20 protein-coding genes are annotated in these 22,915 nt (G+C 54.7%); 8 read left to right on the top strand and 12 right to left on the bottom strand.

Translation table 11 applies throughout. From position 1 onward, the window contains the following. Window positions 1-213: 213 nt before the first annotated feature. The 3 genes from GXX57_05260 to GXX57_05250 form a co-directional block, all read right to left on the bottom strand. Window positions 214-768, bottom strand: a complete 555-nt coding sequence (locus GXX57_05260; GenBank protein ID HHV44057.1) for a folate family ECF transporter S component — start codon at window positions 766-768, stop codon at window positions 214-216. A gap of 247 nt (window positions 769-1,015) precedes the next feature. Next, window positions 1,016-1,942 carry a hypothetical protein gene (locus tag GXX57_05255; GenBank protein HHV44056.1) on the bottom strand — a complete coding sequence of 309 codons (927 nt, stop codon included), beginning with the start codon at window positions 1,940-1,942 and terminating at the stop codon, window positions 1,016-1,018. A 45-nt stretch (window positions 1,943-1,987) separates the two neighbouring features. Further along, window positions 1,988-3,040, bottom strand: coding sequence for a Gfo/Idh/MocA family oxidoreductase (locus tag GXX57_05250; GenBank protein ID HHV44055.1), 1,053 nt, complete (start codon window positions 3,038-3,040; stop codon window positions 1,988-1,990). 237 nt (window positions 3,041-3,277) lie between these two features. On the opposite strand from GXX57_05250, the gene GXX57_05245 reads away from it, so the two are divergent. Beyond that, on the top strand, window positions 3,278-3,961 hold the full coding sequence (locus GXX57_05245) for a cell wall hydrolase (protein ID HHV44054.1): 684 nt from the start codon (window positions 3,278-3,280) through the stop codon (window positions 3,959-3,961). Here the strand turns inward: GXX57_05245 and GXX57_05240 are convergent. Then, window positions 3,958-4,680 carry a cell wall-active antibiotics response protein gene (locus tag GXX57_05240; protein ID HHV44053.1) on the bottom strand — a complete coding sequence of 241 codons (723 nt, stop codon included), beginning with the start codon at window positions 4,678-4,680 and terminating at the stop codon, window positions 3,958-3,960. The two genes, GXX57_05245 and GXX57_05240, sit on opposite strands and share 4 nt — an antisense overlap. Window positions 4,681-4,766: 86 nt before the next feature. After that, window positions 4,767-6,266: a sodium:solute symporter family protein gene (locus GXX57_05235; protein ID HHV44052.1), complete on the bottom strand. Its 1,500-nt coding sequence runs from the start codon at window positions 6,264-6,266 to the stop codon at window positions 4,767-4,769. A 349-nt stretch (window positions 6,267-6,615) separates the two neighbouring features. Between GXX57_05235 and GXX57_05230 the strand changes: the two genes are divergently transcribed. Continuing rightward, window positions 6,616-7,077, top strand: coding sequence for an Lrp/AsnC family transcriptional regulator (locus tag GXX57_05230; protein HHV44051.1), 462 nt, complete (start codon window positions 6,616-6,618; stop codon window positions 7,075-7,077). Between the two features lie 147 nt (window positions 7,078-7,224). Here the strand turns inward: GXX57_05230 and GXX57_05225 are convergent, their stop codons facing one another. The 4 genes from GXX57_05225 to GXX57_05210 are packed head-to-tail and all read right to left on the bottom strand — an operon-like array spanning window position 7,225 to window position 12,706. Continuing rightward, window positions 7,225-8,319 (bottom strand): aldose 1-epimerase family protein, encoded by a 1,095-nt coding sequence (locus tag GXX57_05225; GenBank protein HHV44050.1) that lies wholly within the window; start codon window positions 8,317-8,319, stop codon window positions 7,225-7,227. Window positions 8,320-8,330: 11 nt separating this feature from the next. Next, a complete protein-coding gene (locus tag GXX57_05220; GenBank protein HHV44049.1) occupies window positions 8,331-9,014 on the bottom strand; it encodes a D-lyxose/D-mannose family sugar isomerase in 684 nt (227 codons plus the stop codon). A gap of 17 nt (window positions 9,015-9,031) precedes the next feature. Next, window positions 9,032-11,698 carry an alpha-mannosidase gene (locus tag GXX57_05215; protein ID HHV44048.1) on the bottom strand — a complete coding sequence of 889 codons (2,667 nt, stop codon included), beginning with the start codon at window positions 11,696-11,698 and terminating at the stop codon, window positions 9,032-9,034. 42 nt (window positions 11,699-11,740) lie between these two features. Next, on the bottom strand, window positions 11,741-12,706 hold the full coding sequence (locus GXX57_05210) for a LacI family transcriptional regulator (protein ID HHV44047.1): 966 nt from the start codon (window positions 12,704-12,706) through the stop codon (window positions 11,741-11,743). A gap of 382 nt (window positions 12,707-13,088) precedes the next feature. On the opposite strand from GXX57_05210, the gene GXX57_05205 reads away from it, so the two are divergent. The 5 genes from GXX57_05205 to GXX57_05185 all read left to right on the top strand — a co-directional run bounded on the left by GXX57_05205 (window position 13,089) and on the right by GXX57_05185 (window position 16,207). Further along, window positions 13,089-13,280: a hypothetical protein gene (locus tag GXX57_05205; protein ID HHV44046.1), complete on the top strand. Its 192-nt coding sequence runs from the start codon at window positions 13,089-13,091 to the stop codon at window positions 13,278-13,280. A gap of 285 nt (window positions 13,281-13,565) precedes the next feature. Then, window positions 13,566-13,928, top strand: a complete 363-nt coding sequence (locus tag GXX57_05200) for a zinc ribbon domain-containing protein (GenBank protein ID HHV44045.1) — start codon at window positions 13,566-13,568, stop codon at window positions 13,926-13,928. Window positions 13,929-13,973: 45 nt separating this feature from the next. Next, a complete protein-coding gene (locus GXX57_05195; GenBank protein HHV44044.1) occupies window positions 13,974-14,306 on the top strand; it encodes a DUF2085 domain-containing protein in 333 nt (110 codons plus the stop codon). A 9-nt stretch (window positions 14,307-14,315) separates the two neighbouring features. Beyond that, window positions 14,316-14,711, top strand: coding sequence for a zinc ribbon domain-containing protein (locus GXX57_05190; protein HHV44043.1), 396 nt, complete (start codon window positions 14,316-14,318; stop codon window positions 14,709-14,711). A 95-nt stretch (window positions 14,712-14,806) separates the two neighbouring features. Next, window positions 14,807-16,207, top strand: coding sequence for a fucose isomerase (locus GXX57_05185; GenBank protein HHV44042.1), 1,401 nt, complete (start codon window positions 14,807-14,809; stop codon window positions 16,205-16,207). 503 nt (window positions 16,208-16,710) lie between these two features. On the opposite strand, the gene GXX57_05180 is transcribed toward GXX57_05185, so the two are convergent. Further along, complete coding sequence (locus tag GXX57_05180; GenBank protein HHV44041.1) at window positions 16,711-17,883, bottom strand: carbohydrate kinase family protein; 1,173 nt, start codon at window positions 17,881-17,883, stop codon at window positions 16,711-16,713. Window positions 17,884-17,895: 12 nt separating this feature from the next. Then, on the bottom strand, window positions 17,896-18,750 hold the full coding sequence (locus GXX57_05175; GenBank protein ID HHV44040.1) for a class II fructose-bisphosphate aldolase: 855 nt from the start codon (window positions 18,748-18,750) through the stop codon (window positions 17,896-17,898). 314 nt (window positions 18,751-19,064) lie between these two features. Between GXX57_05175 and tkt the strand changes: the two genes are divergently transcribed. Further along, window positions 19,065-21,074 carry a transketolase gene (tkt, locus tag GXX57_05170; GenBank protein ID HHV44039.1) on the top strand — a complete coding sequence of 670 codons (2,010 nt, stop codon included), beginning with the start codon at window positions 19,065-19,067 and terminating at the stop codon, window positions 21,072-21,074. Window positions 21,075-21,480: 406 nt separating this feature from the next. Here the strand turns inward: tkt and GXX57_05165 are convergent. Next, the coding region (locus GXX57_05165) for a gluconokinase (GenBank protein ID HHV44038.1) at window positions 21,481-22,915 on the bottom strand (1,435 nt) is incomplete at its 5' end.

Raw genomic sequence — 22,915 nt, 5'->3', positions numbered from 1 at the left:
GCGAATAAACCGTTGGCTAAATAGGAATATTCCTATCTACAGTGTACAAGTCTGCCCCGGGATGTCAAGATTTATGCAAAACCTCCTTGTTCGGGAAGGCTTAAGAGCATGGAGCTTAGTACCAAAGAGAGATCTCTAGACTGAGGAATCTCGCAAAAAAACCCACGGCTCAAAGACCGTGGGTTTGCAGGTTGCGGAAACCGCAATCCTTGCTCAACGATCAGACACCACCGAATTCCGCAATAAAGACATTGATTTCAGCATGGACAGGACAATGATGCTGTACACAGGAATCAGAACAACCTGTGTCACCAGACGGATAGGTACATTGGCGATCAAGGGCACACTTAAAACCCACCAGAGAACCAAAGGGGTGAGAATCAGAGCCGTGATCACCTGGGTAAGGGCAATAGCAATGACGATACCTAAGGAATGGGGCTTGCCTTGCCGCTGGAAGGCCTTAATCACCAAGCCCGGGATAACCCCCCGTAGACCTGAGATGACTGTAATCAGGGGGATGTAGGCACCACCCATGGGATTGATGAAGAACCCCAACAAATCCGCGACCAGCCCCACTGCCCCGCCCCACAGGGGGCCTAACAGCAGGCCGGCCAGAATGATGGGCAAGGGACCAAAACCGATCCGCACGGCACCAATCCCCGCGATGGGAAGCTGAAAGGAAAGAAAACGGGTTGCGATGATGCTTAAAGCTGCAAGGAGAGCACCGGCCACCAAACTGGTAAGCCTGAATTTGGAAGAATTGGGCATGAAAAAACCACCTCTCATCATACTCTCCATAGGAACAGGGGAGGCGGTCCGAAGGACGTGTCAGCGGACGCAATGCTGCACCGCGGGTTTCTAAACCCTTCGTTTAGAGGCAACGTCCCATCCTCTAACACTTAACGCGCAGCATCTACTCTGATCACTATGGATAGTATCTGTTTTTCATGGGTATTATATCACAACCCCACAGAAAATGTTACCCACCAGGAAAAAAGCCGAAACCACAAAAGGCTTACCGGTACGTCCCCAAGAACGCCACCTCCATCTCCCAGGAGAACTTCTCCCCCGGGGGTAGCAGAATTAGACCTTCTCCGGTATTGAAGGAATTGGGCCGGCCTAACCACGGCTCAGGGCAAATGAATCCCTTCTCTTTGCTGGCATAGAAGACAAAAAGGAAGTCCTCGTCTTTAAGCAAAGAAGGACGACTAGACCAGGCCCGCTGGCCAATCCGAAACCGGTGGGTCCCCAGCTGCAGGTCGACAAAGCACTGGTCTTGACAATAGCCCCCCAATACCCCGTCCGCCAGGTCAATTTGGACGAAGGGAGTGGGTAGCGAATAATCCACGGGAAGTTCTTCCCCCGTCAAAAGACCCCACGGTGACAAGAGCATGCGTTTCCGGGCGGGGGTGGCCAGCAGCACGTGGTCATAGGCACAGGGTACGGCCACGGTGATATGATTGCCAATGGAAAAGGGCAAGACCTCTTCCTTGGCGGACACCTCCACCTCCAAAAGCAGGGAAGCGGCCCGGAGGAGGTACCGACACATCACCCGAAAACCAAAGGGAAAGAAAACCCGGGAATTGGCGTCGTCTTCCGCCGCCAAGGTTACCTCGGTGGGAGTAAGGGTCTTCGGCTGCCAGGTCAACCTATTGACAAAACCATGGATGGGCATCGGGTACTCACGGTCCCCGTACCGGTAGGAACCAAGGCGGCTATCGCCGTGACCTGTGCAGATCTCCTCTAGCTGCCTTGCAGTGAAGTTCCGTCCCACCGCAGGCCACAACAAAGGAGCCCTACCCTGCCAACCGGCAATGGGTCGATAATCACCGGCCCGATACAACAGTTCCAGATTCTCCTCCACAAGCCTCAGACTGGCCAATTCCGCCCCCTGTTCCGGATTGATCAAGGCGATCCAATGGTCGTTTTCGATCCTGAGCATCGGCGTTATCCCTTCCAGGGGCTAGGGCCAAAGCCCCAGCCCAAATTACACCGGCACCTCTTTGCCCTTTTCCGCGGAAGCATAGACGGCATCGAGGATCCGCATCACTACTAATCCATCGTCAATGGTACTGATACACTCTTCTTTCCCTTGGATGCAATTGACGAAATGGTTGATCTCCCTTTGGAACATGCCACCGAAATCCTCACCCTTTACCTTCGGCTCTAAATCCATCAGATAGGGACCAAAACCGGTGAAGAATTCCGCCTTGGGGAAGAGGGCAAAACCGCCCCGATTACCATAGAAATTGGCTTCGAGCACATCGTGCTTGATGTGCAGATCAAAACTGACATCCAAGTTCAAGGTAAAGCCACCGGCAAACCGGATCAAGGCCACCGCCTGGTCCTCCACAGTGGAGATATCCATATCCTGATCTGCAGACCGGTACCAGTCATAGCCCTTGATGTTCTTCCGCATGCCAATGCGATCAAAGGTCACAGCACTCACCGCAAGGGGTTCCGGTTTCCCTGCCAGATACCAAGCCAGGTCTACCATGTGCACTCCCAGATCAATCAGGGGACCACCGCCGGAACGGGATTTGTCCGCGAACCATCCCCCCGGGTTGCCGCAACGGCGAACGCACTTGGCATTGGCATAGTAGATCTCGCCCATGAGGCCTTGCTCCTGGAAATACTTAAACATCTCCACATGGCTGCTGAAACGACGGACAAACCCAATCTGCAGAAGTTTACCGGTCCGGCGGGCCGCTTCCTGCATCTGGGTCGCCTGGGCGGCATTCATGGCCGCCGGTTTCTCACAAAGCACATGACAACCGGCCTCCAAGGCCTTAATGGACAACTCCGCGTGGGAGTTGTTCCAAGTGCAAATGCTTACCCCGTCCAACTCCAGTTTGAGCAGATCATCGGCATTGGTAAAGCAATTATCCACACCGATCCGGGCACCAACGGACTTAACCCGCTCTTCGTTGATATCACACAACCCCACAATCTCCACCGCGGGATTCTTTAGGTAGGCATCGATGTGCACCTGACTAATGGACCCCGTGCCGATGATCCCAATTCTCACCTTGTCAGCCATAGATCCATCCCCCTTAACCTATGGGTTTCCTCGTTCTTCGCCAATGCTACCGGACTACCTCTGCCCAGCGCCAGCTGATCCAGTATTCTATCGTTATAACCAAACTCCTGCCTCTTCACCAACAAATCCGAGTCTTGTTAACCTTTGGGCTTTGACGTCCCCAAGTGCCTATGTTAGACTACTGGCCGGGTCTTGACCCGATGTCTTCCAATAAAAAAGGGACTTAGGGGGGATACCTTGGTTAAAAAACAAGGGCTGTTCCTGTTGTTGCTGTTTGTACTGTTGGCCGGTGTAGGATCAGCCATTGATACACAAAAGAACATCATAACCGGATATGTAACCTGTGAAGAATCACAATTGCCTCTAAAAAGCGGTGTAATCACCTTGGGAGAATACCAAGCACCCATCAGGGAGGGACGTTTCCACCTGGAAGGCATCCCGCCGGGGATGTATGAGGCGGTGGTGGATGGAACCTACCGACGGCCGGTACGGGAAAAGGTATTGGTAGGCCTGGGCATTCAGGAGAAAAACTTTGTGGTGCCCTGTGAGTTCAACGAAGAGGACGTCCAACTCCTAGCCCGGATTACCCACGCAGAGGCCGAGGGAGAAAGCCTGGAGGGGAAGACCGCGGTGGCGGCTACGGTGTTAAATCGGGTAAAAAACGAAAACTACCCCGACAGCATCGCCGGAGTAGTTTATCAACGGGTTAATGGTATTTATCAATATAGTCCTGTGGCCGATGGCCGCATCAACCTGCAGCCAGGACAAGAGTCCAAACGGGCAGCCTATCTTGCCTTAGCCGGCGAAGATCCCACCAAAGGAGCCACCGGCTTTTACAATCCCCGGAAAACCGGGGACCGATGGGTACGGCAACATCCAGTCACCACCGCAATCGGTGGACACGTCTTCTTCCGGTACTAGCGCTGTCCCGGGTGCTTTCCTGCCCTAATGTCGATCCCACCCAGAATCACATTGCAGACCAAGACAAGCCGCGGCGGGCGACCTTCTCCCCTTTGCATAGAACGGGAGGCAAACAGGCCGCCCGCTTCCTCGCCGAAAAACTCCACGCCTCCCAGGAACACATTCCCTTGACACACAACGTCCAGGTCCGGAGGCAAGATTACATCAATACCGCCCATGACGGCGGTCAGATGCAAGGTAACGGTCTCTGCGGGCAACGAGATCTTAGTGAGATCCAGGTCAATGCCACCCATGAAGGCAATAAACTGGTCACTGGTGAGCTCCGATTCTTTATCCAGCTCCAAATTGTTCCAGAAGCTAAAGCGGCCCTTCCCCCTCCAACGGGTACCCTCCCGGAAGAGGAACCAACCGAGGAGAATGAGCATTACAGGCCAGAGGAAATCCACGAACTGGCTGAAACTGACGTCCCACCAGTTTAACTTGTTGCCCAAGAGTATTCCACTAGCCACAAAGATCAACAAGGGGAAGAAGAGTCCCTGGCGACGTTTTGCCAGTGTCTCCACCGTTCCCACAAGGCCCCAAAGCAGGGGAACCAAAGGCCAATAGGTGTAGAACACTTCCCCTGGCTGAACCGACAACATTCCGAAATTGCCTAACAAAAGCACTGTGCCCAGAACGATGATCCCCAGGCCCAAGGCCATCTGACTGGCAGCTCCCAAAGCGTCCTTCCTCCCCCGGTACATCCCTTTTTCTCAATCATAGCACTTGGGGAGCACCCAGGGAAGAAGGCGCTCCTCTTTTTTTTTTAGAATCGCAGGCCCGTTTCCGTCTCCGTCAGGATCTTTTCCTTCACGGGGGCCGTCACCAAACTAACCACTATCAACAACAGGGTGGAAGCCAGGAGGCCAAAGATGCTGAAATGGACGGGCAATGGCGCCACAAACTGATGCCACCAACCGGCAATCACAGCCACCACCAGGCCGCCGATCATGCCCGCAAGCCCACCTTCCCGCGTGGCCCGCGGCCAGTACAGTCCCGCAAGCAACGGCACACAGTATACCGAAAGCATCAGCCCGATCCCCATCCAGACTAGCCAGGCAAGCAACTCTGGGGGTTTCACCGCCACCAGGAAGGCTAAAAGCGCCGTCACCACCACGGCACCCCGGGTGATCTTGCGCAGACTTGCTTCGCTAGCCTTAGGACGCAGATACTGTTTGTACAAATCCCAGCCAAATAGAGTGGCAATGGTCAGAAGCAAACGGTCGGTGGTCGACATCACCGCGGCTAGGACAATCACCCCAAACACAGCCCAGGCCACCGTCGGCAGAGAGTATTCAATGGCAGCGATCAGGGACGAGTCAGGGTGGGGCACTTCCAGAACACCATCGATCACCATGGAACGGGCCGCGAAACCACCGAACTTAATGAGGACGAATACGAGAAAATAGATGATGAACGTGGCTAAGGGCCCCCAGCGATAATACTCGTTCTTCCGGGCTGTAAGCACGTTATTGAGGGCATGGGGTGCGGTGGCCAACCCAAAGGACAATAGGAAAAAGAAGGAAAGCAAGAACAATGGAGTCAAGAAGGCATCACTGGCAGTGGGATGCACTTGGGGAAAGGCCACGGCCACCAGGTTTGGATTGACCAGGGCAAGGTTCTGGTTAATATGTGCCAAACCCCCCGCCTTGCTGACCACAAGGGGAACCAATGTCAACACACCCACAAACAGAGCTAGTCCCTGGTAGAGGGCGATTCTCGCCACCGCGAAAAGCCCACCGAGGAAAACATAAACGGTGACGATGATCGTCGCGATTAAAAGGGACCAGAAGTGATCCAGGCCCAAGAGCCACCCTAAGACAATACTGATGGCCCGGAATTGGCCCACCAGGTAGATAAAACTCATGATGATCCCGGCAATGGCGGACACCGTCCGTACTGCCACCGGCGAATCATAGCGATGGGCCAGGTAGTCTTGCATAGTGTTATACTTGAACTTGCTGCTTATCCGATGAATCTTGTTACCGAAGAAGATCATCAATACCGGAATGCTCAGACAGGCAAAGACAGCCTCCCACATGCTGGGCCATCCCGCCAGATACCCCAGCCCACTGGAACCCAGTACAGTCATGCCGCTCATCATCGAGGCAATCAGCAGCACCAAAAAGTTAAGAAAACCGATATCGCGGCCGCCCACCATGTACTCTTCAGAAGTGGAGACCCGCTTCGAAGCCCGATACCCCACCAGGAAGATGAAGACAAAGTAGGCTGCGATAATAACCGCGGCCAACCCTTGCTGTGACATTTGTTATACACTCTCCTGTTCCGCAAATACCTTTCTTTTTCTCTCCACGGCCCCTACTTCCCCTATGGTCCCTTCACCAGGGAAGGATTGACCCCAGAGGACCAAGAGAATAATAATGCCCGTGGGCACTAGGGAGAAAACTAATGACGTATGGAGCGGTAACCCGAACATTTTTTAGGCACCTCCGCAAAATTTTCGTCCCGGTTATAGGGCACGAATCATTATATTCGGCAGCAAGTTTTCTATTCCTGCCGAAGTACGCAATTTTATACCCGAATATTTTAGCAGGATTCGGTCCTCCGGTGTCTAAATACAGATGTAATCTTTGGAATATTGGGGGAGTACAGCTGTGGATCAGAAAGACCATGTAGCCCTTGATGAATTGGATTTCAAGATCATCGAGTACCTCATTGAAGACGGGCGGACGCCCTACACACAAATCGCCGACGAACTGGGCATTACGGAGAGCACTGTGCGTAAACGGGTAACCCGCATGCGGGAACAAGGGTACATAAAGATCCGCGCTATCACCGACCCGGTGAAGCTAGGTTACACCACCCAGGCTATCGTCGGTGTGCAATTGGACACGAAGGATCTCCCCAAGTCACTGGTAATTCTGAAAGGGTTCGATGAGATTACCCACATCAGCGTCTGTGCCGGGGTCTACGATCTTGTCTTGGAGATCCGGGTAAAAAGCAACGAAGATCTGTTCAACTTCCTGACCGAAAAACTCCGCAAGACACCGGGCATCGCCAAGAGTGATACCCTTCTGGTGCTAAAAACCGCCAAGGATCGGTTCCTGCAGTACTGACGAAAAGACCAAGCAAAGTTCAGCCCATACGAATCCGGGCCTGTGGGAAGGATATCGCTCTCCTCTCCACAGGCCCGAAATATCGTCCAAAACCGGGGTTTTACCTAATTGGATCGTAACCTACTTCCTCCAGGAACTACACAAATCTCAAGTCCCCTTCTCCTCCTGACAAGCGGCCACCTGGGCCTGGAGCCAGACAAGTTCTTCCGGGGTAGTCACAAGGCCAATCTCCAGCTCATAAAGCCGTTCCTCCTGGGGCGCAAGGTTCTGCAAGGTACCCCTCTCCCGTTCTTTGGCCCGTCCTTCCACCCGGCAGTTGGCCGGCTCAAAGCCCAAGACATAGGTTCCCTGTCCCAACATTTTCCACTGGGTGAACTGGGACAGCTGACCGGGTCTGTATTTAACATACACCCCCAGCCCCTGTGCCAAGGTCCGATTGACGAGGGCCACCCAAGTAAAACCGGTGGAATCTTGACCCAACCGGTGGTAATAGACTTGCTCCTGGAATCCTTCCTGGGGACCTGTGAGCTTGTTCCACTCCCCCAGACCCCGGGCCGCTACCGCATCCCGGGGAGTCACCTCTAGGGTGGGCAACCAAAGCTCCGCCTCAGGTCCCAACAGGGGAAAACCTAAGTTGATATGATACAACAACATATGGGGTGTTTCCACAAAGCCACAATTCTCCACTTTATCCTGAATCAGCAGACGGTTTTCTCCAAGCTTCGTCTCGATCCTCCGGTGAAATACCAGGTTTTCCCCGAACACCACGGCTTCCCGCATCTTCCCCTCCACCCGGAGAACATAATCGTCCCCCTGCCACTGTCCTCCCACGAAGGTCTCCCTGGCAGGAATATGGGAAATGCGACCGTGCAACCCCAGTTCTTCGCCGGCATCGGTGGAGGGAGCACCTGCGGTGGTAAGACCGCAGGTGGCCACCAGCCCACCGTGGAAGCTACGCAGCCAGCCAGTGCCCCGGGGATCGAAATGGCAGGGAGCCACAGGACCTGTAGGTGAACACCACGCCAGGGGGATCCCCCGGTAGTCTGTCCGGCCAATGTCCATACCGCGACTCAGCAACACTTCAAAACTAAGACCCGTTCCCGTGCGGACCTGTACAACCTCCACGCCTCCTTGTAAACCCTCGCGGATCCGCAGGCGTTCCACGCCCCCCACCTGGGAGACATCTCCTACCCACTGCAACAGTTCCTGCTTGGTGTAGTCCTTGCCGAAAAGCTGCACCATAACACCGCCTCCTAACCGCGCCCCCGGGGGTATTCATGGACCAAGAGGTATTTGGCCGGTTCATCCTCAATCACCGCAGGGAATCGTCCCACTTCGTCAAGAAACCGGTTATCGGTACGATCGTCATTCACCTGGGAGACCTCGCCCAAGAGCACCTTCCCGGTCCCCTCCTCCCCCCAAAAGCGGTGGTAGACGTAGGGCTTCAGGGTGATGCTCTCCCCCGGTGTCAGGCGGACAATGCTTCCGGCCGGCACTTCATACTGCCGTCCATCCTGGTGGACCGTGACGGGGGTGTCGGCTAGTTTTTCGTCATCGGTGGAGTTATACAACTGCACCAAAAGGTTACCCCCACCCCGGTTGATGATATCCTCCATCTTGAGGCGGTGGAAATGGAAGGGGGTAACCTGGTTCTCCTCCACAATCATCACCTTCTCCGCGTAGGGCTTGGAATACTGGGTTAACTCCAAGTTCCCGTTCCGGAGGGTGAAGAGCAAAAGACCCACCTTGTAAAAATCGCCACTGCCAAAATCCGTGACATCCCATCCCAGCATGTTGTCCCGGATCTCATCATACTCCCTGCCCTTCTGGGCCCATTCTTCGGGGCTCCAAAAGGCAAAGGGGGGTAGATGAAACCTGTGCTCCTTCAAGAACGCGATGGCTTCAGTAATCAAGGCGTTAATCTCAGAGCGCTTCATCCTTGGGCAGCGCCTCCTCACTTAAGGTATATTGTCACCACCTCGTGGGCCTTGAGGGGAACTCGCACCTGGTTATCCTCCACATCCAAAGAGGCCCCTTTGCGCTCGAAAAAGTCGCAAAGGTACGCTTCCTGCACGGGGAAGGCCAGCTGGATCCGAGCATCTCCGGCCACACCTGCCGTCTCGTAAAGCCGCAGCACTACCCCCTGTCCGTCCTCGGCCAGTTTCAAGGCACTGATCATGACATTCTCCGGCTCCAGGGACAGGAAGCTGTAAACTTTGGAGAAGGAGCCTCCATGGACATCGGTCTTCTCCGCAGCAAGAGGCAGGTTGAAATCATAGGCCATCCGGGTGACCCGGGCAGGATCGAAGGACCCGGCATAGGGATACAGAGCAAAACGAATGCGATGCCGTCCCTGTTCGGTGACGGGATCAGGATCGTAGCTGCTTCTTAACAAGTTCAGGCGCAGAACCCCCTCATGGAAGTTGTGCCCGTACTTGCAGTCGTTAAACAGGGCCACATTGTAGGGGGTAGCCGCCAGCCGCCCCGATACGTTGAACCACTTTTGGGCGGGCAGATCGTGGGAAACCCGGGGATTTTCTAAATACCCGAAGGGGATCTCCCTGGTGCTCTTCGCATCGTCCAGGTTCAGGGGAAATACGGCACAAAGACCGGGTACACCATAGCTGGGGGAGCCCACTTCCCGCCAATCGATCTCCAGATCGAAATCCACCCGCGGAATTCCAGGAGGTAGACTGATGGTGAGTTTAACCTTATTGCCTCCGCTTTCTCCCTCCCACTGGAAGGCGGGCATGTTTTGCCAGGACAGCTTTTGTAAGACTCCAGTGGAGATGATCTCCCGTTTGGCGATGGGTCCAATGGCCCAGGAACTCATCCCGTGGGGTGCTTCCAGATAGTGCTCCAAGACACCCAAGGGCCGCTGGGGATTGGACAGCTCCAGGTCATTTTTCTTATCATATAGGCTGACGATCCCGCCGTTGTCCTTGGACAGCTGGATCCGGAAGAACTCGTTTTCCAACACCGGCTGCACATCGATCTCCTTGCGCTCCCAGTGGGAAAGGCTGAAGATGGGACGGGGCACCTCCTGGGGCTCTACCTGGTAAACCCGCCAGCCCATAGCAGGGACATCCTTAGCTACGAAACGCAGCTTAAGGAACTCCACAAACCAGTGTCCTCTCTCAATGATCTCCACGGGAACGACGTTGCCCTCGGGATCCCTTAACTGGAGGGCTGGGGTATGCCGAGAGACATCCCACAGAGTAAAGGTGACCGTATCAGTCCGCGTCCAAGGGGATGGATTCCAAACCACGATGGGAGTCCCTGTTCCCTGGGTATCAATCTGGGATGCCAACAGGTTCTTCGCCCGGGTAATCACCATCTCGGATAGAGTTCTGGTCTCCTGGAACAATCCTTGGGCGTGCAGATAGGTGTCCCGCACCCCGGAGCCAGGGAGAATGTCGTGAAACTGATTGAACAAGACATTGCGCCAGGCCTCCTGCAGCTGCTCCGCAGGATAGGGTAGGTCACCTAGCTTGTGACCCATGACCCCGTAGGTCTCACCGAGGGAGGAGATGAGCTCACCTTTACGGTTAGCATACTTAATGTTGCTTTGGGAGGTGTAGCACCCGGGGAAGACGTAGTTCAGCTCACCCCGGTGCACCGGAATCCCTTCGGGCTTAGCCGCAGCCTTCTCAAAGAAAGCATGGACAGTGCTAAACTTGATCGTAGGAAACAGGGGCCACTGCTGCATCTCCAAAGCCTTGAGAATGTCACGCCGAGTGGGACCGCCCCCGTGGTCGCCAACACCGTAAACCACTAAATAATCCTGAAGACCCGTATGCTCTTCAAAGGGCAGGACTTCCAGGGCATCTTCGGGGGAAATGGTATGGTTGTACCACTGTTTGTTGGAGGTTAGCACCCTTGCCCCCTGTGGCCCTTCCCACCAGAAAAGGACCTTGTTCACATTGCAGCGACAGAAGTAGTAGTACTTAATCCCCGCCTTTTGCAGGATCTCTGGGGTTGTGGCCGCATGACCGAAGGTATCTGGCTCCCAGTCCACCACAATCTCGTCGAACCCGATGCCAAACTTTTCCTTTATGAACTGCTTGGACTGGAGGATCTGCCGCACAATGGCCTCTCCGGAGCTGATATTCCTGTCCCCTTCCACCCAGGTGTTTGCGGTAATCTCCCAGCGGCCTTCGGCCACCTTCTCCTTAATCTGGGCAAGAACCTCCGGGGCATACTTGTCCATGGTCCAGTAGGTTACCGCCTGGCTTTGGGAAAAGGTCAACTGGGGGAATTCTTCCATCAATTTCAAGACAGTGGTAAAGGTCCGGTAACACTCATCCACAGTCTCGGGCCAGTCCCACATCCAGTTCATGTCAATGTGGGCATGACCCACGTAGTGAATGGTATAGGCCTTGCAAAGGGAGTCTAAGGGGCGCAACTCCTCCTCCCATTGGGCCAACACTTCGGAAAGGGATACTCCCGAGGCCAATTGTTCCCGGGCCACTGCTGTTGCGCTTTCCACCAGCTTTTTGTGTTCCGGATATCGTTCTACCAGCTGTTGCACAAATTTGGCCTGATATTCAAACCTTTGTAGCGTCTTTTCCGCCTCTTGAGCACAACCGCGCAAGAGAGTATTCAATGCACTCTCCGCCATCCCGCACATCCTCCCTGGAAAGTAATATGCTCATCATCTTGTTTAACTGGACTGGCGGATCACCAGTTCCGTGGGCACAATCACCCGCCAGCCAGGGGTTTCCCATCCCAGCGGCCAGTTTACCAACATGGCCGCAGCAATTTCCCCCATACGTTCCTTATGGATGCGGACCGTGGACAGGGAAGGGGTGGTGTAAACACCCATCTCAAGGTCGTCGAAGCCCACCACCGAAACATCCTCTGGAATCCGTATGCTCTTTTCCTGAAAGGCCCGCATAAGACCGGTGGCCATGTCCTCCACAGAACAACACCCGGTACTCAACACCGCCAGCTCCGGTCGGAAGTCCCCAGGACCCTCCTCCACCGCCGCCCGGTAACCGTAATACCTCTGCCGCATGCAGGGATGGTCCTGCTCCCCGCTGACAAAGGCTATCTGTTGGCGACCCCGCATGTAAAGGTGTTGCACTGCCTGGTAGGCACCGTGGAAGTTGTCCGGCTCCACCACCGGAAGTGACTCGTGTTCAAAGTCCACCAAGACAATCTTGACACCCGTAGCCAATAGACGTTTTAGAAGCTTTGCTGAAACAACCGCGGCCACGATGACACCGTCAATTTTGAATTCCTTAAGCTCCCCAAAGAGCCACTCCACGGACTCCTGTCCGTCGAAGGTAAAGAGGTTCACCCGCATGTTATCTTTGTTGGCCCTTTTCTCTGAACCCAACAGGACCCTTGTGTAAAAGAGCTCGTGGGTGCCAAAGTACTCTTTACTGATGATAAACCCGATCTTCTTCACCACTTGCTGCCGCTTGGCCGCAAGTTTGTCCAGATATCCAAGTTTTTCAGCAGCCTGTAGGACTCTCTGCTTGGTTTCCGCGCTAATCTTCGGTGAATTGTTCAGGGCCCTAGATACTGTGGCACAGGAGACGCCCAACAGTTCCGCAATATCCGACATGCTGACCACGTTTGCCACATCCTTCTTGGGGTAGCGATATATGTTTTCTTTACGCATACGGGAAGTCCTGCAAAGAGAAAATTTTCCTTAATACCTTTAGTGCTAAAGTCCACATATGGGGGCTAGTAAGGTCATCGCTAAGCCAGAGCAGCATAAAGACCTCTTCCGCCGCAGGAAACTTCCGCCAGGGAACGAAATAGTCATGTATTAGACAATTATGCATGAGAAGTTGACGTCAATGGTGCAGTTTTGTCGGCACTGTGGGACGAAGGTCAGCGATGAGAACATACCCTGCACCAATTGTGGTGTGCTGCCCCTCAACAGCAACAAATTCTGTCAGGCCTGTGCCAGTCCGACCCGTCCTGCTCAGGAAGTATGTGTAGAATGTGGAGCCGTGCTTCTAGCACAAGAATATTCGGACACAGGAGCAACACCTTTAGTGAAGATCTCCGCGTGTCTGTTTCCTTTGGTGGGACTCATCCTGTATCTGGTCTGGAAAGACGAAAAGCCCCAAAGTGCCACCACCGCCTGCCGTTGGGCGTTGATCGGTGTTTTGCTCAATATCCTGGCGGTATCCCTTGGCTTTTGTTCGGGATTAGTTTCGATCGTCGGGCTGAACATACATATGTAGAACAATTCGGACGCTATTCGAAGCAGAAACAAGCTACCTTAGATAAGCATATTTCACCATTCCGTTGCGTAGAAGAACCGACGGACCATTGTTAAACGCAGAACACAACGGAATATGTTAAGAAGCCCACCGATTGATGCGGGATTTACTCCGGCTTCCCGCGACATCCTGTTGGAATTGATACTAGAGTCCATTGTCTAACCTCAGGCAGGAAAGTTACTACAAGCATAGAAGTCATTAACAGTGAAGCTTTAGGTAAGGTCTTCAAAAAGGGAGCTGGCCTTGATGTTCTGTCGAGAGTGCGGCATGGAGATTAACGATAAAGCGGAAATATGCGTGCACTGCGGCGTACGGCCGCTTAATAGTGATAGATTCTGCCAGGCCTGCGGGGCGGAAACACGACCGGGACAGGAAGTCTGCATCATCTGTGGAAACCGGTTAAAGCGTTTAAGCGACACCGATGAATCCTTGGGGCTGGTAAAAGCAGTGTCCTGCTGTTTCCCCTTGATCGGCGCGGTCCTGTATCTAGTTTGGAAAACCGACAAGCCGAAAAATGCGGACACCGCCTGCAAGTGGGCCTTGATCGGCCTGCTTGTGGAGGCTGGTCTCTACTTATTCTCCTTTTGCCTTGGTGTCCTTTCCATGTAGGAGAACGGTAAATTGAATGGGAACAAGTTGCTTCAACTTCTGTTCATGTGTCATCGTTTGCCGGAGCGTTCCTTCTTCATCAGAGGACGTCAGTTGCCCTTATGTGCTCGATGCACCGGAATCCTCATTGGCTACTTTTGCGGCGGTATCTACGCCTTGCTGTGGGGAGCCTTGCCTTTGCCAGTGACAATCCTCTTGATGGTTCCCCTGGTCATCGATGGCACCGGACAGTATCTTGGCTGGTGGATGAGTACCAACCCCAGAAGATTAATCACGGGGATCATGGCCGGTATCGCCACGGATTTCTTGGTGTACTATGCGGTTATCTTCGGGTTTCGGCAAGGTGTGCTGCTGGGACAATTTCTTAAACAAAGGTGACGGGTCAATATGTATTGTACTAACTGCGGTGCGGAGATCTCCGACAAAGCTGAGTATTGCCCCCGGTGCGGCTTTCATCCTAAGAAACAGCGCAATTTCTGCAACCAATGTGGGGCTGCTTTGAAACCCAATCAGGAACTCTGCATACAATGCGGAAAGTTGATCAGAACCGCTCCATCGGTTACACGTTTAGCGCCGTGGGCTGCGGCGCTGATCTCCTTCTTCATCCCCGGGTTAGGCCAGATTTTGGTGGGTCAGGTAGTGAAGGGATGTGTGATCCTAATCCTCACCCTGACCGCTTTCCTCTTCGGCCCCATTATCAACATCCTTGCGGCCTTAGATGCCTATCTCATCACCAAGAAGATCAACCGAGGCACCGCGGTAGGCCCATGGGAATTCTTTTGAGAGATCGGCATTGTTGCCGAATGAGAAGCGGTATCAGCTAAGCATCTTTAGCGGCTTAGACGAATTGACACTAATAAATTGGGAGGTTAACAAACATGAAAAAACTTACTTTCGGGTTGATCATAGGAAAACGGGGCTTTTTCCCCGCACACCTGTGTGAGACCGGACAGCAGGAAATGATCGAGGTTATCAAGTCTCTGGGCCATGAGGTGGTCTGTCTCACCGATGGGCCCGCAGGGCTGGAAGGGATCGAAGATGCCCAACGATGCGCCAAGCTCTTTGCTGAACATGGAGAGGAAATCAGTGGTATTGTCGTGAGTCTGCCTAACTTCGGAGACGAGCGAACTGTGGCCAATGCCATCCGGTGGTCCGGTTTAAATGTTCCGGTTCTTGTACACGCGTTCCCCGACCAGGTAGATAAGCTGGACATTGACCATCGGCGGGACAGTTTTTGCGGAAAGATCTCCGTCTGCAACGTCCTGCGGCAGTATGGAATTCCCTTCTCCCTCACCCGTTCCCATACGATCAGCCCGAGCAGTGACGAGTTCAAAGAAGATCTTCAGTGGTTTGCCGGGGTCTGCAGGATCGTAAAGGGATTGAAGAATCTAAGGTTGGGGGCCATCGGCACCCGCCCCGCGGCCTTCGCTACCGTCAGATACAGCGAGAAAATTCTAGAACGGGCCGGCATTACGGTGGAACCCATTGATCTTTCCGAGATCCTTGGCCGGGCCCAATCCCTGGGAGATCAGGATGCGGCCGTACTGGAAAAACTCGCGTCCATCGAGCAGTACATTACCATCAACAGTGGCAACAAGGATAGTCTGTTGCGGATGGCCAAGTTCGGAGCAGTGATCGATCAATGGGTCAAAGAGCACAACCTGAAGGGAACTGCCATTCAGTGCTGGACCTCCCTGGAGGAGAACTTCGGGATCACGCCCTGCAGCATCATGAGCATGCTGACGGACCAGCTTATCCCCAGTGCCTGCGAAGTGGACATCACGGGCTTGATCAGCATGTACGCGCTGCAGCTGGCCTCGCAAGAAGCCAGTGCCATCGTGGATTGGAACAATAACTACGGTAACGATCCGGACAAAGTAGTGTTTTTCCACTGTAGCAACTATCCGAAGAGCCTACTGGAGACCTCAGAAATGGGTGAACACAAGATCATTTCCCGGGACGTGGGTAGGGAGAATGCCTTCGGCACTGTCTGCGGCCGCCTTAAGAGCGGACCCTTCACCTTTGCTCGGATCACCACCGATGATACCAGCGGCCAGATTCGAGCCTACCTCGGAGAGGGCACCATGACCTCGGATCCAGCGGAGACCTTCGGCGGATACGGAGTGGCCCAGATTCCCGGCCTGCAGGATCTCATGAAATATGTATGTTACAATGGATTTGAACACCATGCAGCCATCGGCTATGGGAACTACGCTAGCATGGTATATGAGGCCTTCACCCGTTACCTCAACTGGGAGACCTACTACCATCAAGAGTAGAAGTACCAGGGTCACCTTTAAAACGAGCCATGTGCTAGGATCACATGGCTCGTTCTTTCATTATTGCACCCGCATCCCTGTCAGTGGAACGAAATATTGCAACAGTGTTGAGTGCTCTATCGTTGTTGTTTATAGTAGTCTAAACGGGTGGACAAAACCTGCAGTTCCTACTCTATCTAGCCTCTCTCGGGTTGTGTGTGTCCATCTAGACCAAACGAAAAAACGTTTTACAGTGAGACTAGAGAAAAGTGGCCCCAAACCATTGGGACAGAAGGATTTGAAGACCTCCAGCCTTGTCGGCGTTGTGTAGGGGAAAGAGAAAGGAGGGACCATGAAGTCTTGCCCAAGGCTATGGTATAAACCCGGGCTAGCCGCAGAACCATTGTGTCAATTCCCCAGTCTAGTTTTCATCGATTCGCTAGTGTAGCGCCAGCCACATAATTGTCTCGGGGGCACCTTTCCTTTTACACAGGAAGGTGCCCCTTAGATCTAGGACTCTGAGACTACTTTTCCACCCACACTTTCCCCACCGGATCGTAGGTCCAGGCCTCGTCGAGAGGAAGGAACAAACGTTCCCAGGGTCTTCGCATCATCTGCAAAGTATACTCCCAATCCTCCACTCCGGCGGTGGCATCAAGTTTCCGAACGTTTTGCGCCCCTACGGCGCAGGCCGCGTTCACCGTCTCCTCCAGGGTACATCCCCGGAGCATAGCCATTAAGAAGCCTGCGATGGAACAATCCCCGGCCCCGGTGGCCGAAGCAAAGGTCTCTGGTTTGTAACTGGCGCAAAACAGCTTGCGTCCCGCCCAATTGTTCAGATCCGCCGGTGCACCCAGGCCCAGTTTCGCAGCAGATAGAGCCGCTTTGGTCTGAACGTGGTATCCCAGTACACCGCACTTGATACCCACTATTGATGCACCAAGGTCCAAGAAGTCACCGGCCAGCTTCACCGCAAGAGAGGGAATGTGTTCTTCCCGTTTCTGCGGATTCAGAGAGTCGAAATCTTTATAGGCCGCCGGGTCCCATAAAAGCAGGGCCTCCTCCAGACTAGGCAGGAACACATCCACATAGGGCAGAACCCGGCGGAAAATGAGGGGCCAGTCGGCCTTGAGCGCCTCACTGTGGGGATCGGGCATAGCCAGATCCAAAGATACCGTAAGCCCGCATTCTTTTGCTTTCTTGACCAGGCGAACCAGCTCTTCCCCTTGGTTAGCGTACATGGCCTTCATCAGGGGCGGGTAACCGAAATGAAACACCTTCGCCCCGGCAACGGCTGCCTGGTCCACATCCGCCGCGGTAAAGGTATCATTGCACCCGGGATAGTGGAAAAAAACCCGATCGGTACTGGCCGGCGACATAACAATGGTGTAGGAGGTCTGTTCTCCCTTCCGCACCATCCGGTCCGCCTCCGGAACATAGCGCCCCAGGATACTGACCGCCACCGTTCCCAGATAATCATCCCCGACCTTGCCCATCAATCGAGTCTTTGCTCCCAATTTAATCAGGGCGATACCGGTGTTGGACACGGCACCGCCGGTGCTAAACTGCAATGGCCCCACATGATTCAGCTTCCCCGGACGCACCATCTCCGCCAAGGGCACGTGGGAACTGTGGAGAAAGGTAGGGATCAGATCTACCGTAACAAGGCCGGCCACAATTACTTCATAACCCGTCATCTTTCTTGCCCCCTAAGCTTTGCCTTCGGAACCGAAGACCTTGATCTTTTCTCTGACACACCGGGATACAGTGCTTTTCAGGATCGTCAACAGATCCGGAAGCCGAGTCACACTACCATCAGTTACGGCCCTTTTGGCCTCCTTTACCGCTTCCACTGACATTTCCGTAAAATAGTTGACTTTGCTAATCCCGGCTCCGATGGCCGCTTGGAAATCCTCATCACTAAGACCCGAACCCCCGTGCATCACCAAGGGTACAGCCACCAAATCTCTGATCTTACGCAGGCGTTCCAGATCTAGCTGCGGCTTGCCCTTGTAAAAGCCGTGGACAGTGCCGAAGGCCACGGCCAAGGCATCGATCCCCGTGGCTGCCACAAATTCTACTGCCTGCTCGGGAATGGTAAACCTGGTGGGATCCGCGGCTTGGGCCTCACCGGTTCCTTCACCGCCCAAAACACAGCCCAACTCCGCCTCCACGCTGATCCCGGCCCCATGGGCAATCTGCACGATCTCCCTGGTGCGGGCCACATTATCCCCATAGGGCAGGGTAGAACCATCGAACATCACCGCGGTACAGCCGAAACGGATCGCTTTCATCACCGTGTCGAAATTCAGACCATGGTCCAGATGGAGCACCACTGGGATCGGTGCCTTAGCCGCCTGGGCCCGGGCCACAAAACAGGCCTCCTCCAAATCTATGTATTTGAGATGCACTTCCGCGATGCTCAAGATGACCGGTGAGCGAAGTTCCGTGGCCACATCAAGAATGGGCTCGATCATGTCGAGCCCCGTAATGTTGAAGGCCCCTACTGCATAACCCGCCTTCCGGGCAGGTCCGAGGACCGTTGGCAGATCTACTAAGGGCATTTGGTTTTCCTCCTTGAAGTTCCCCATCACTACATGCCATTGAGTATGTACCGTTTTCCCTGGGGAATGAACACAGTGGAATCTCGATTATCGAGTTATCTATGTAAATTTTCTGTATCAGCGGAGAAAATCCTTCGTCAACCAGGGACAATTACAGAGGCTAGGTTCCCTCTCCAGGGGGGATAGATCGTAGCGGAGCCTACCTTTGGTAGCACGGGTCGGTCTATCTGTGGTATCATGGTAACAAAATATCCGGGGCGTAGTTAAGGCTCACCCAGGAGTGGTAGAATAAGTAGAACAACAAGACAGCGACAATGGTCCTAATTCCTTGGAGGTGTGAGGCATTGACAGATAACCACATAATCAAGACAATCGCCAATACCATACGGGGCTTGAGTGCCGACGGGGTACAAGCGGCCAATTCGGGACATCCCGGCATGCCCTTAGGCTGTGCGGAAATCGGGGCGGTACTTTTCACAGAAATCCTCAAACATGATCCTTCGGATCCCCAATGGCCCAATCGAGATCGCTTCGTCCTGTCCGCAGGTCATGGTTCCATGTTCCTGTACTCCCTGTTGCATCTGACGGGTTATCCCTTGTCTTTGGATGATCTGCGCAACTTCAGGCAGCTGGGTTCCAAAACCCCAGGGCACCCGGAATACGAGCCGTCCCTGGGGGTGGAAACCACAACGGGACCCTTAGGCCAAGGTATCGGCAATGCCGTGGGCATGGCCCTGGCCGAAGCGATGTTGGCGGCCCGTTTCAACACCGCCCAACGGACCATTGTGGATCATTATACTTATGTCCTATGTGGTGACGGCTGCCAGATGGAGGGCATCTCCTACGAAGCAGCTTCTCTGGCAGGGCATCTGGGACTGGGGAAACTCATCTTGATCTATGACTCGAACCAGATCAGTATCGAGGGCAGCACAGACCTGGCCTTCAGTGAAAATGTAGCCCAAAGGTACGCCTCCTTTGGCTGGGACGTCACGGAGATCGATGGACATAACATCGACGAGATCCGCAGTGCGCTCCAAAGGGCCAAGACAATCCTGGACAAACCCTCGTTGATTATCGCCAGGACTAGCATTGCGAAGGGTGCCCCTAATCTGGAAGGATCCGCCGCATCCCACGGTGCCCCCCTTGGGGAAGAGGAGGTCCGTTTGCTCAAGGAAGGTATGGGCTTTCCCGTGGACGAGACTTTCTATGTACCAAAGGAAGTCACAGACTTTTTCCAAGAAAAACGGAGGGAATGGACCGCAGTCCGCAAACAATGGGAAGAATGCTTTGAGCAGTGGAAACAGGAGGCACCCGAACGGTACCAGCTCTATCAGCAGCATTTTTCCGAACAACTGCCTGCAAATCTGGGCTCCGCCATCGAGTTTACGTCCGATGTGTCCACCCGGGATGCAGGTGGAATGGTGCTGAACGCACTGGCCAAGGAACTACCCGCCATCGTCGGCGGTTCCGCAGACCTCTCCCCCTCCACGAAGACAGATCTGAAGGGTGCCGGTGCCGTGACTAGGGACAACTTCCTGGGACGGAACATCCATTTTGGCATCAGGGAACATGCCATGGGTAGCATCCTCAATGGAATGAGCCTCCATGGCGGATTCCGGGTCTATGGTTCCACCTTTCTCGTCTTCTCCGACTACATGCGGCCACCCATCCGGCTGGCGGCTTTGATGGGACAACCGGTGGTATTCGTACTCACCCACGACTCCATCCACGTGGGCGAAGACGGCCCCACCCATCAACCGGTGGAACATATTGAAGCTCTGCGACTGATCCCCAACCTGCATGTGATCCGGCCTGCGGACGCCTGGGAGACCAAGGCCGCCTGGCTCTTCGCCCTGGCCGAAAAAGGCGCCCCCACTGCGCTGCTCCTCAGCCGGCAAAAACTCCCCCTCCTGGAGGGGACTAAGGACTGTCCGATGGAAAAAGGCGGCTATGTCCTCGTGGATGGTGCAGCAGAACCAGACATCGTGCTCATCGGCACTGGAAGCGAAGTGGCATTGTGTGTTGCGGCGGCCGAAGAACTGAGAAAAGAGGGAATCACTGCTCGGGTAGTGTCTGTACCCTGCCGCGAGCTTTTCCTCTCCCAGGATGCTGCGTACATCAAGAAGGTTTTGGGAGACAAGGCACCCCGGCTTGTGGTGGAGGCAGGTCGCACCAGTGGCTGGCATGCTGTGGTCAATGGTAACGGATCTGTAGTCGGGATCGATCGTTTCGGTGAAAGCGGTCCCGGAGAAGAAGTGGCAGAAGCCCTTGGTATTTCTCTCAGTAACGTGGTCAACCAGGCCAAGAGGCTTTTGGGCCATTAGGCAAAATAAGTTCCCTGTGGAGTGACACAAGCAAACTTGTGTCACTCCCTAAGCCTCGGATAGTCCCTAACGAGCCTAGTCCCTGGAAAACATTAAACTCACCAATGGACCTGCGTCTCGGTGCAACGCACTATACCACGTCGATGTATATCCCGTCTAAGTGACAAACATATCCGGCATCTTCCGTCCCGGAAACACTCAGTCCACAGGATTCAGATGTAGTAATCGTCTTGGCAGGAAACCTTAGGTTATCTTCTCTCCGGCTCAGTACGACACCTCATCAATACCATACAAGCACCCGACTTCCCGTCCGAAAAAGCGCGTATACCGGTGAAACCGATCAGAAAAATCGATCACCGCTTCGGCGTCAATCCTTCTAGCAGAGTTCGGCAAGGGCGCCCGGTGGCTAGTGGGCTTCGTCATAAAAGGGAGCAAGGGCGGCGTAAAGCTGGCAGTATTGGGCGTAGGCGACTGCATAGACCGGGGCGGCTTCCCCTTCCACCACCCCTTGGATGCGGATCTGTTCCGCCGCCATCTCCAGACTGGGCAGCCAGCCCAACGCCACCATGGCCAACAGGGCGGCGCCCTGTGCGCTACCCTCCCCGTAGTCTGGAAGCAGGAGCGGTTTACGGAAGACACCGCTAAAGATCTCCAGCCAAAGCAGCGAATTGGTCAGTCCGCCCGTCGCCCGGATTTCCTCCGGCGTCCCGGCCACCTGGCAAAGGGCCTCGTAGACAGTGTACATCTGGAAGGCCACACCCTCCAGAACAGCCCGGGCCAACTCCGCCCGGCCATGGGCCAAAGCCAGATTGAGGAACGCGCCCGTCGCCCTGCCCCGCCAGTGAATACATCTTTCCCCCGCCAAGAACGGCAGGAAGCGCACACCCCGGCTGCCCGGGGGAACGCTTGCGGCTAGGGCAGTAATCTCATCATACCCCAGCTCTCCGGCAAAGAGGTTGTCGCGCAGCCATTTCAAGGCATTCCCGCCGTTGTTCGTGGAGCCGCCCACGATCCACCGCCGATGGCCCAGGTAATAGCACCAGGTGTGCTGATGCGGGCTTAACAGTGGTTCCTTTCGGACCACCCGTAAGGCGCCGCTGGTGCCGACCATCAGGGCCATGCTGTTCGGCTGGACAGCCCCGCACCCCAGGTTGGACATCGCCCCGTCGGAGGCGCCCAGGATCACTGGCACACCCGCGGGAAGCCCCAGGGTTTCCGCCTGGGCGGGCAGAAGCCCATCCAGCACCGTAAAGGGGTCAGCGGCGGGAAGCAAGAACTCTTGGGGCACCCCCAGCTGGGCCGTAAGCCAGGGATCCCAGTCCAGCTTGTGGGTATTAAACACCCCTGTGGCGGAAGCCAGGGACTGATCACTCATCAACCGACCCGTCAGGCGATAAACCACGTAATCCTTGAGGGACATCACCAAGCGGGTACGACGCCACACTTCGGGATGGCACTCCTGGATATAGGCAAGCTTAGCGGGCCAATACATCGGGTGGAACGGGCAGCCGGTACGCTGGTAGAAGCGATCCCCCCAAACCTGCTTCAGCTGGTCCGCCTGGCGCTGGCTGCGGGCATCCGCCCAGGTCCAGGCCCTGGTCAAGGGCCTTTTCTCCCCATCCAGGCAGAGGAAGCTGTGCATGGCTGCGGTCAGGACCAGGCCTGCCACCTGGGCGCCCCGGGGCAGCTGGGAGACAGCGCCGGCAATGGTCGCGCAGGCCGCGGCAAAGATCTCCTCCGGATCCTGTTCCGCTTCCCCGGCGAACCCAGTGTGCAAGGGGTACTCCCTTTGACTGACCGCGAGGACCGTCAAGTCCGCAGTAAAAGCGACGGTACGACAG

Source organism: Bacillota bacterium (assembly GCA_012839765.1).
Taxonomy (GTDB): Bacteria; Bacillota; Limnochordia; order DUMW01; family DUMW01; genus DUMW01.
The sequence above is the reverse complement of the archived record's forward strand: the minus strand, read 5'-3'. Positions and strand labels throughout refer to the sequence as shown.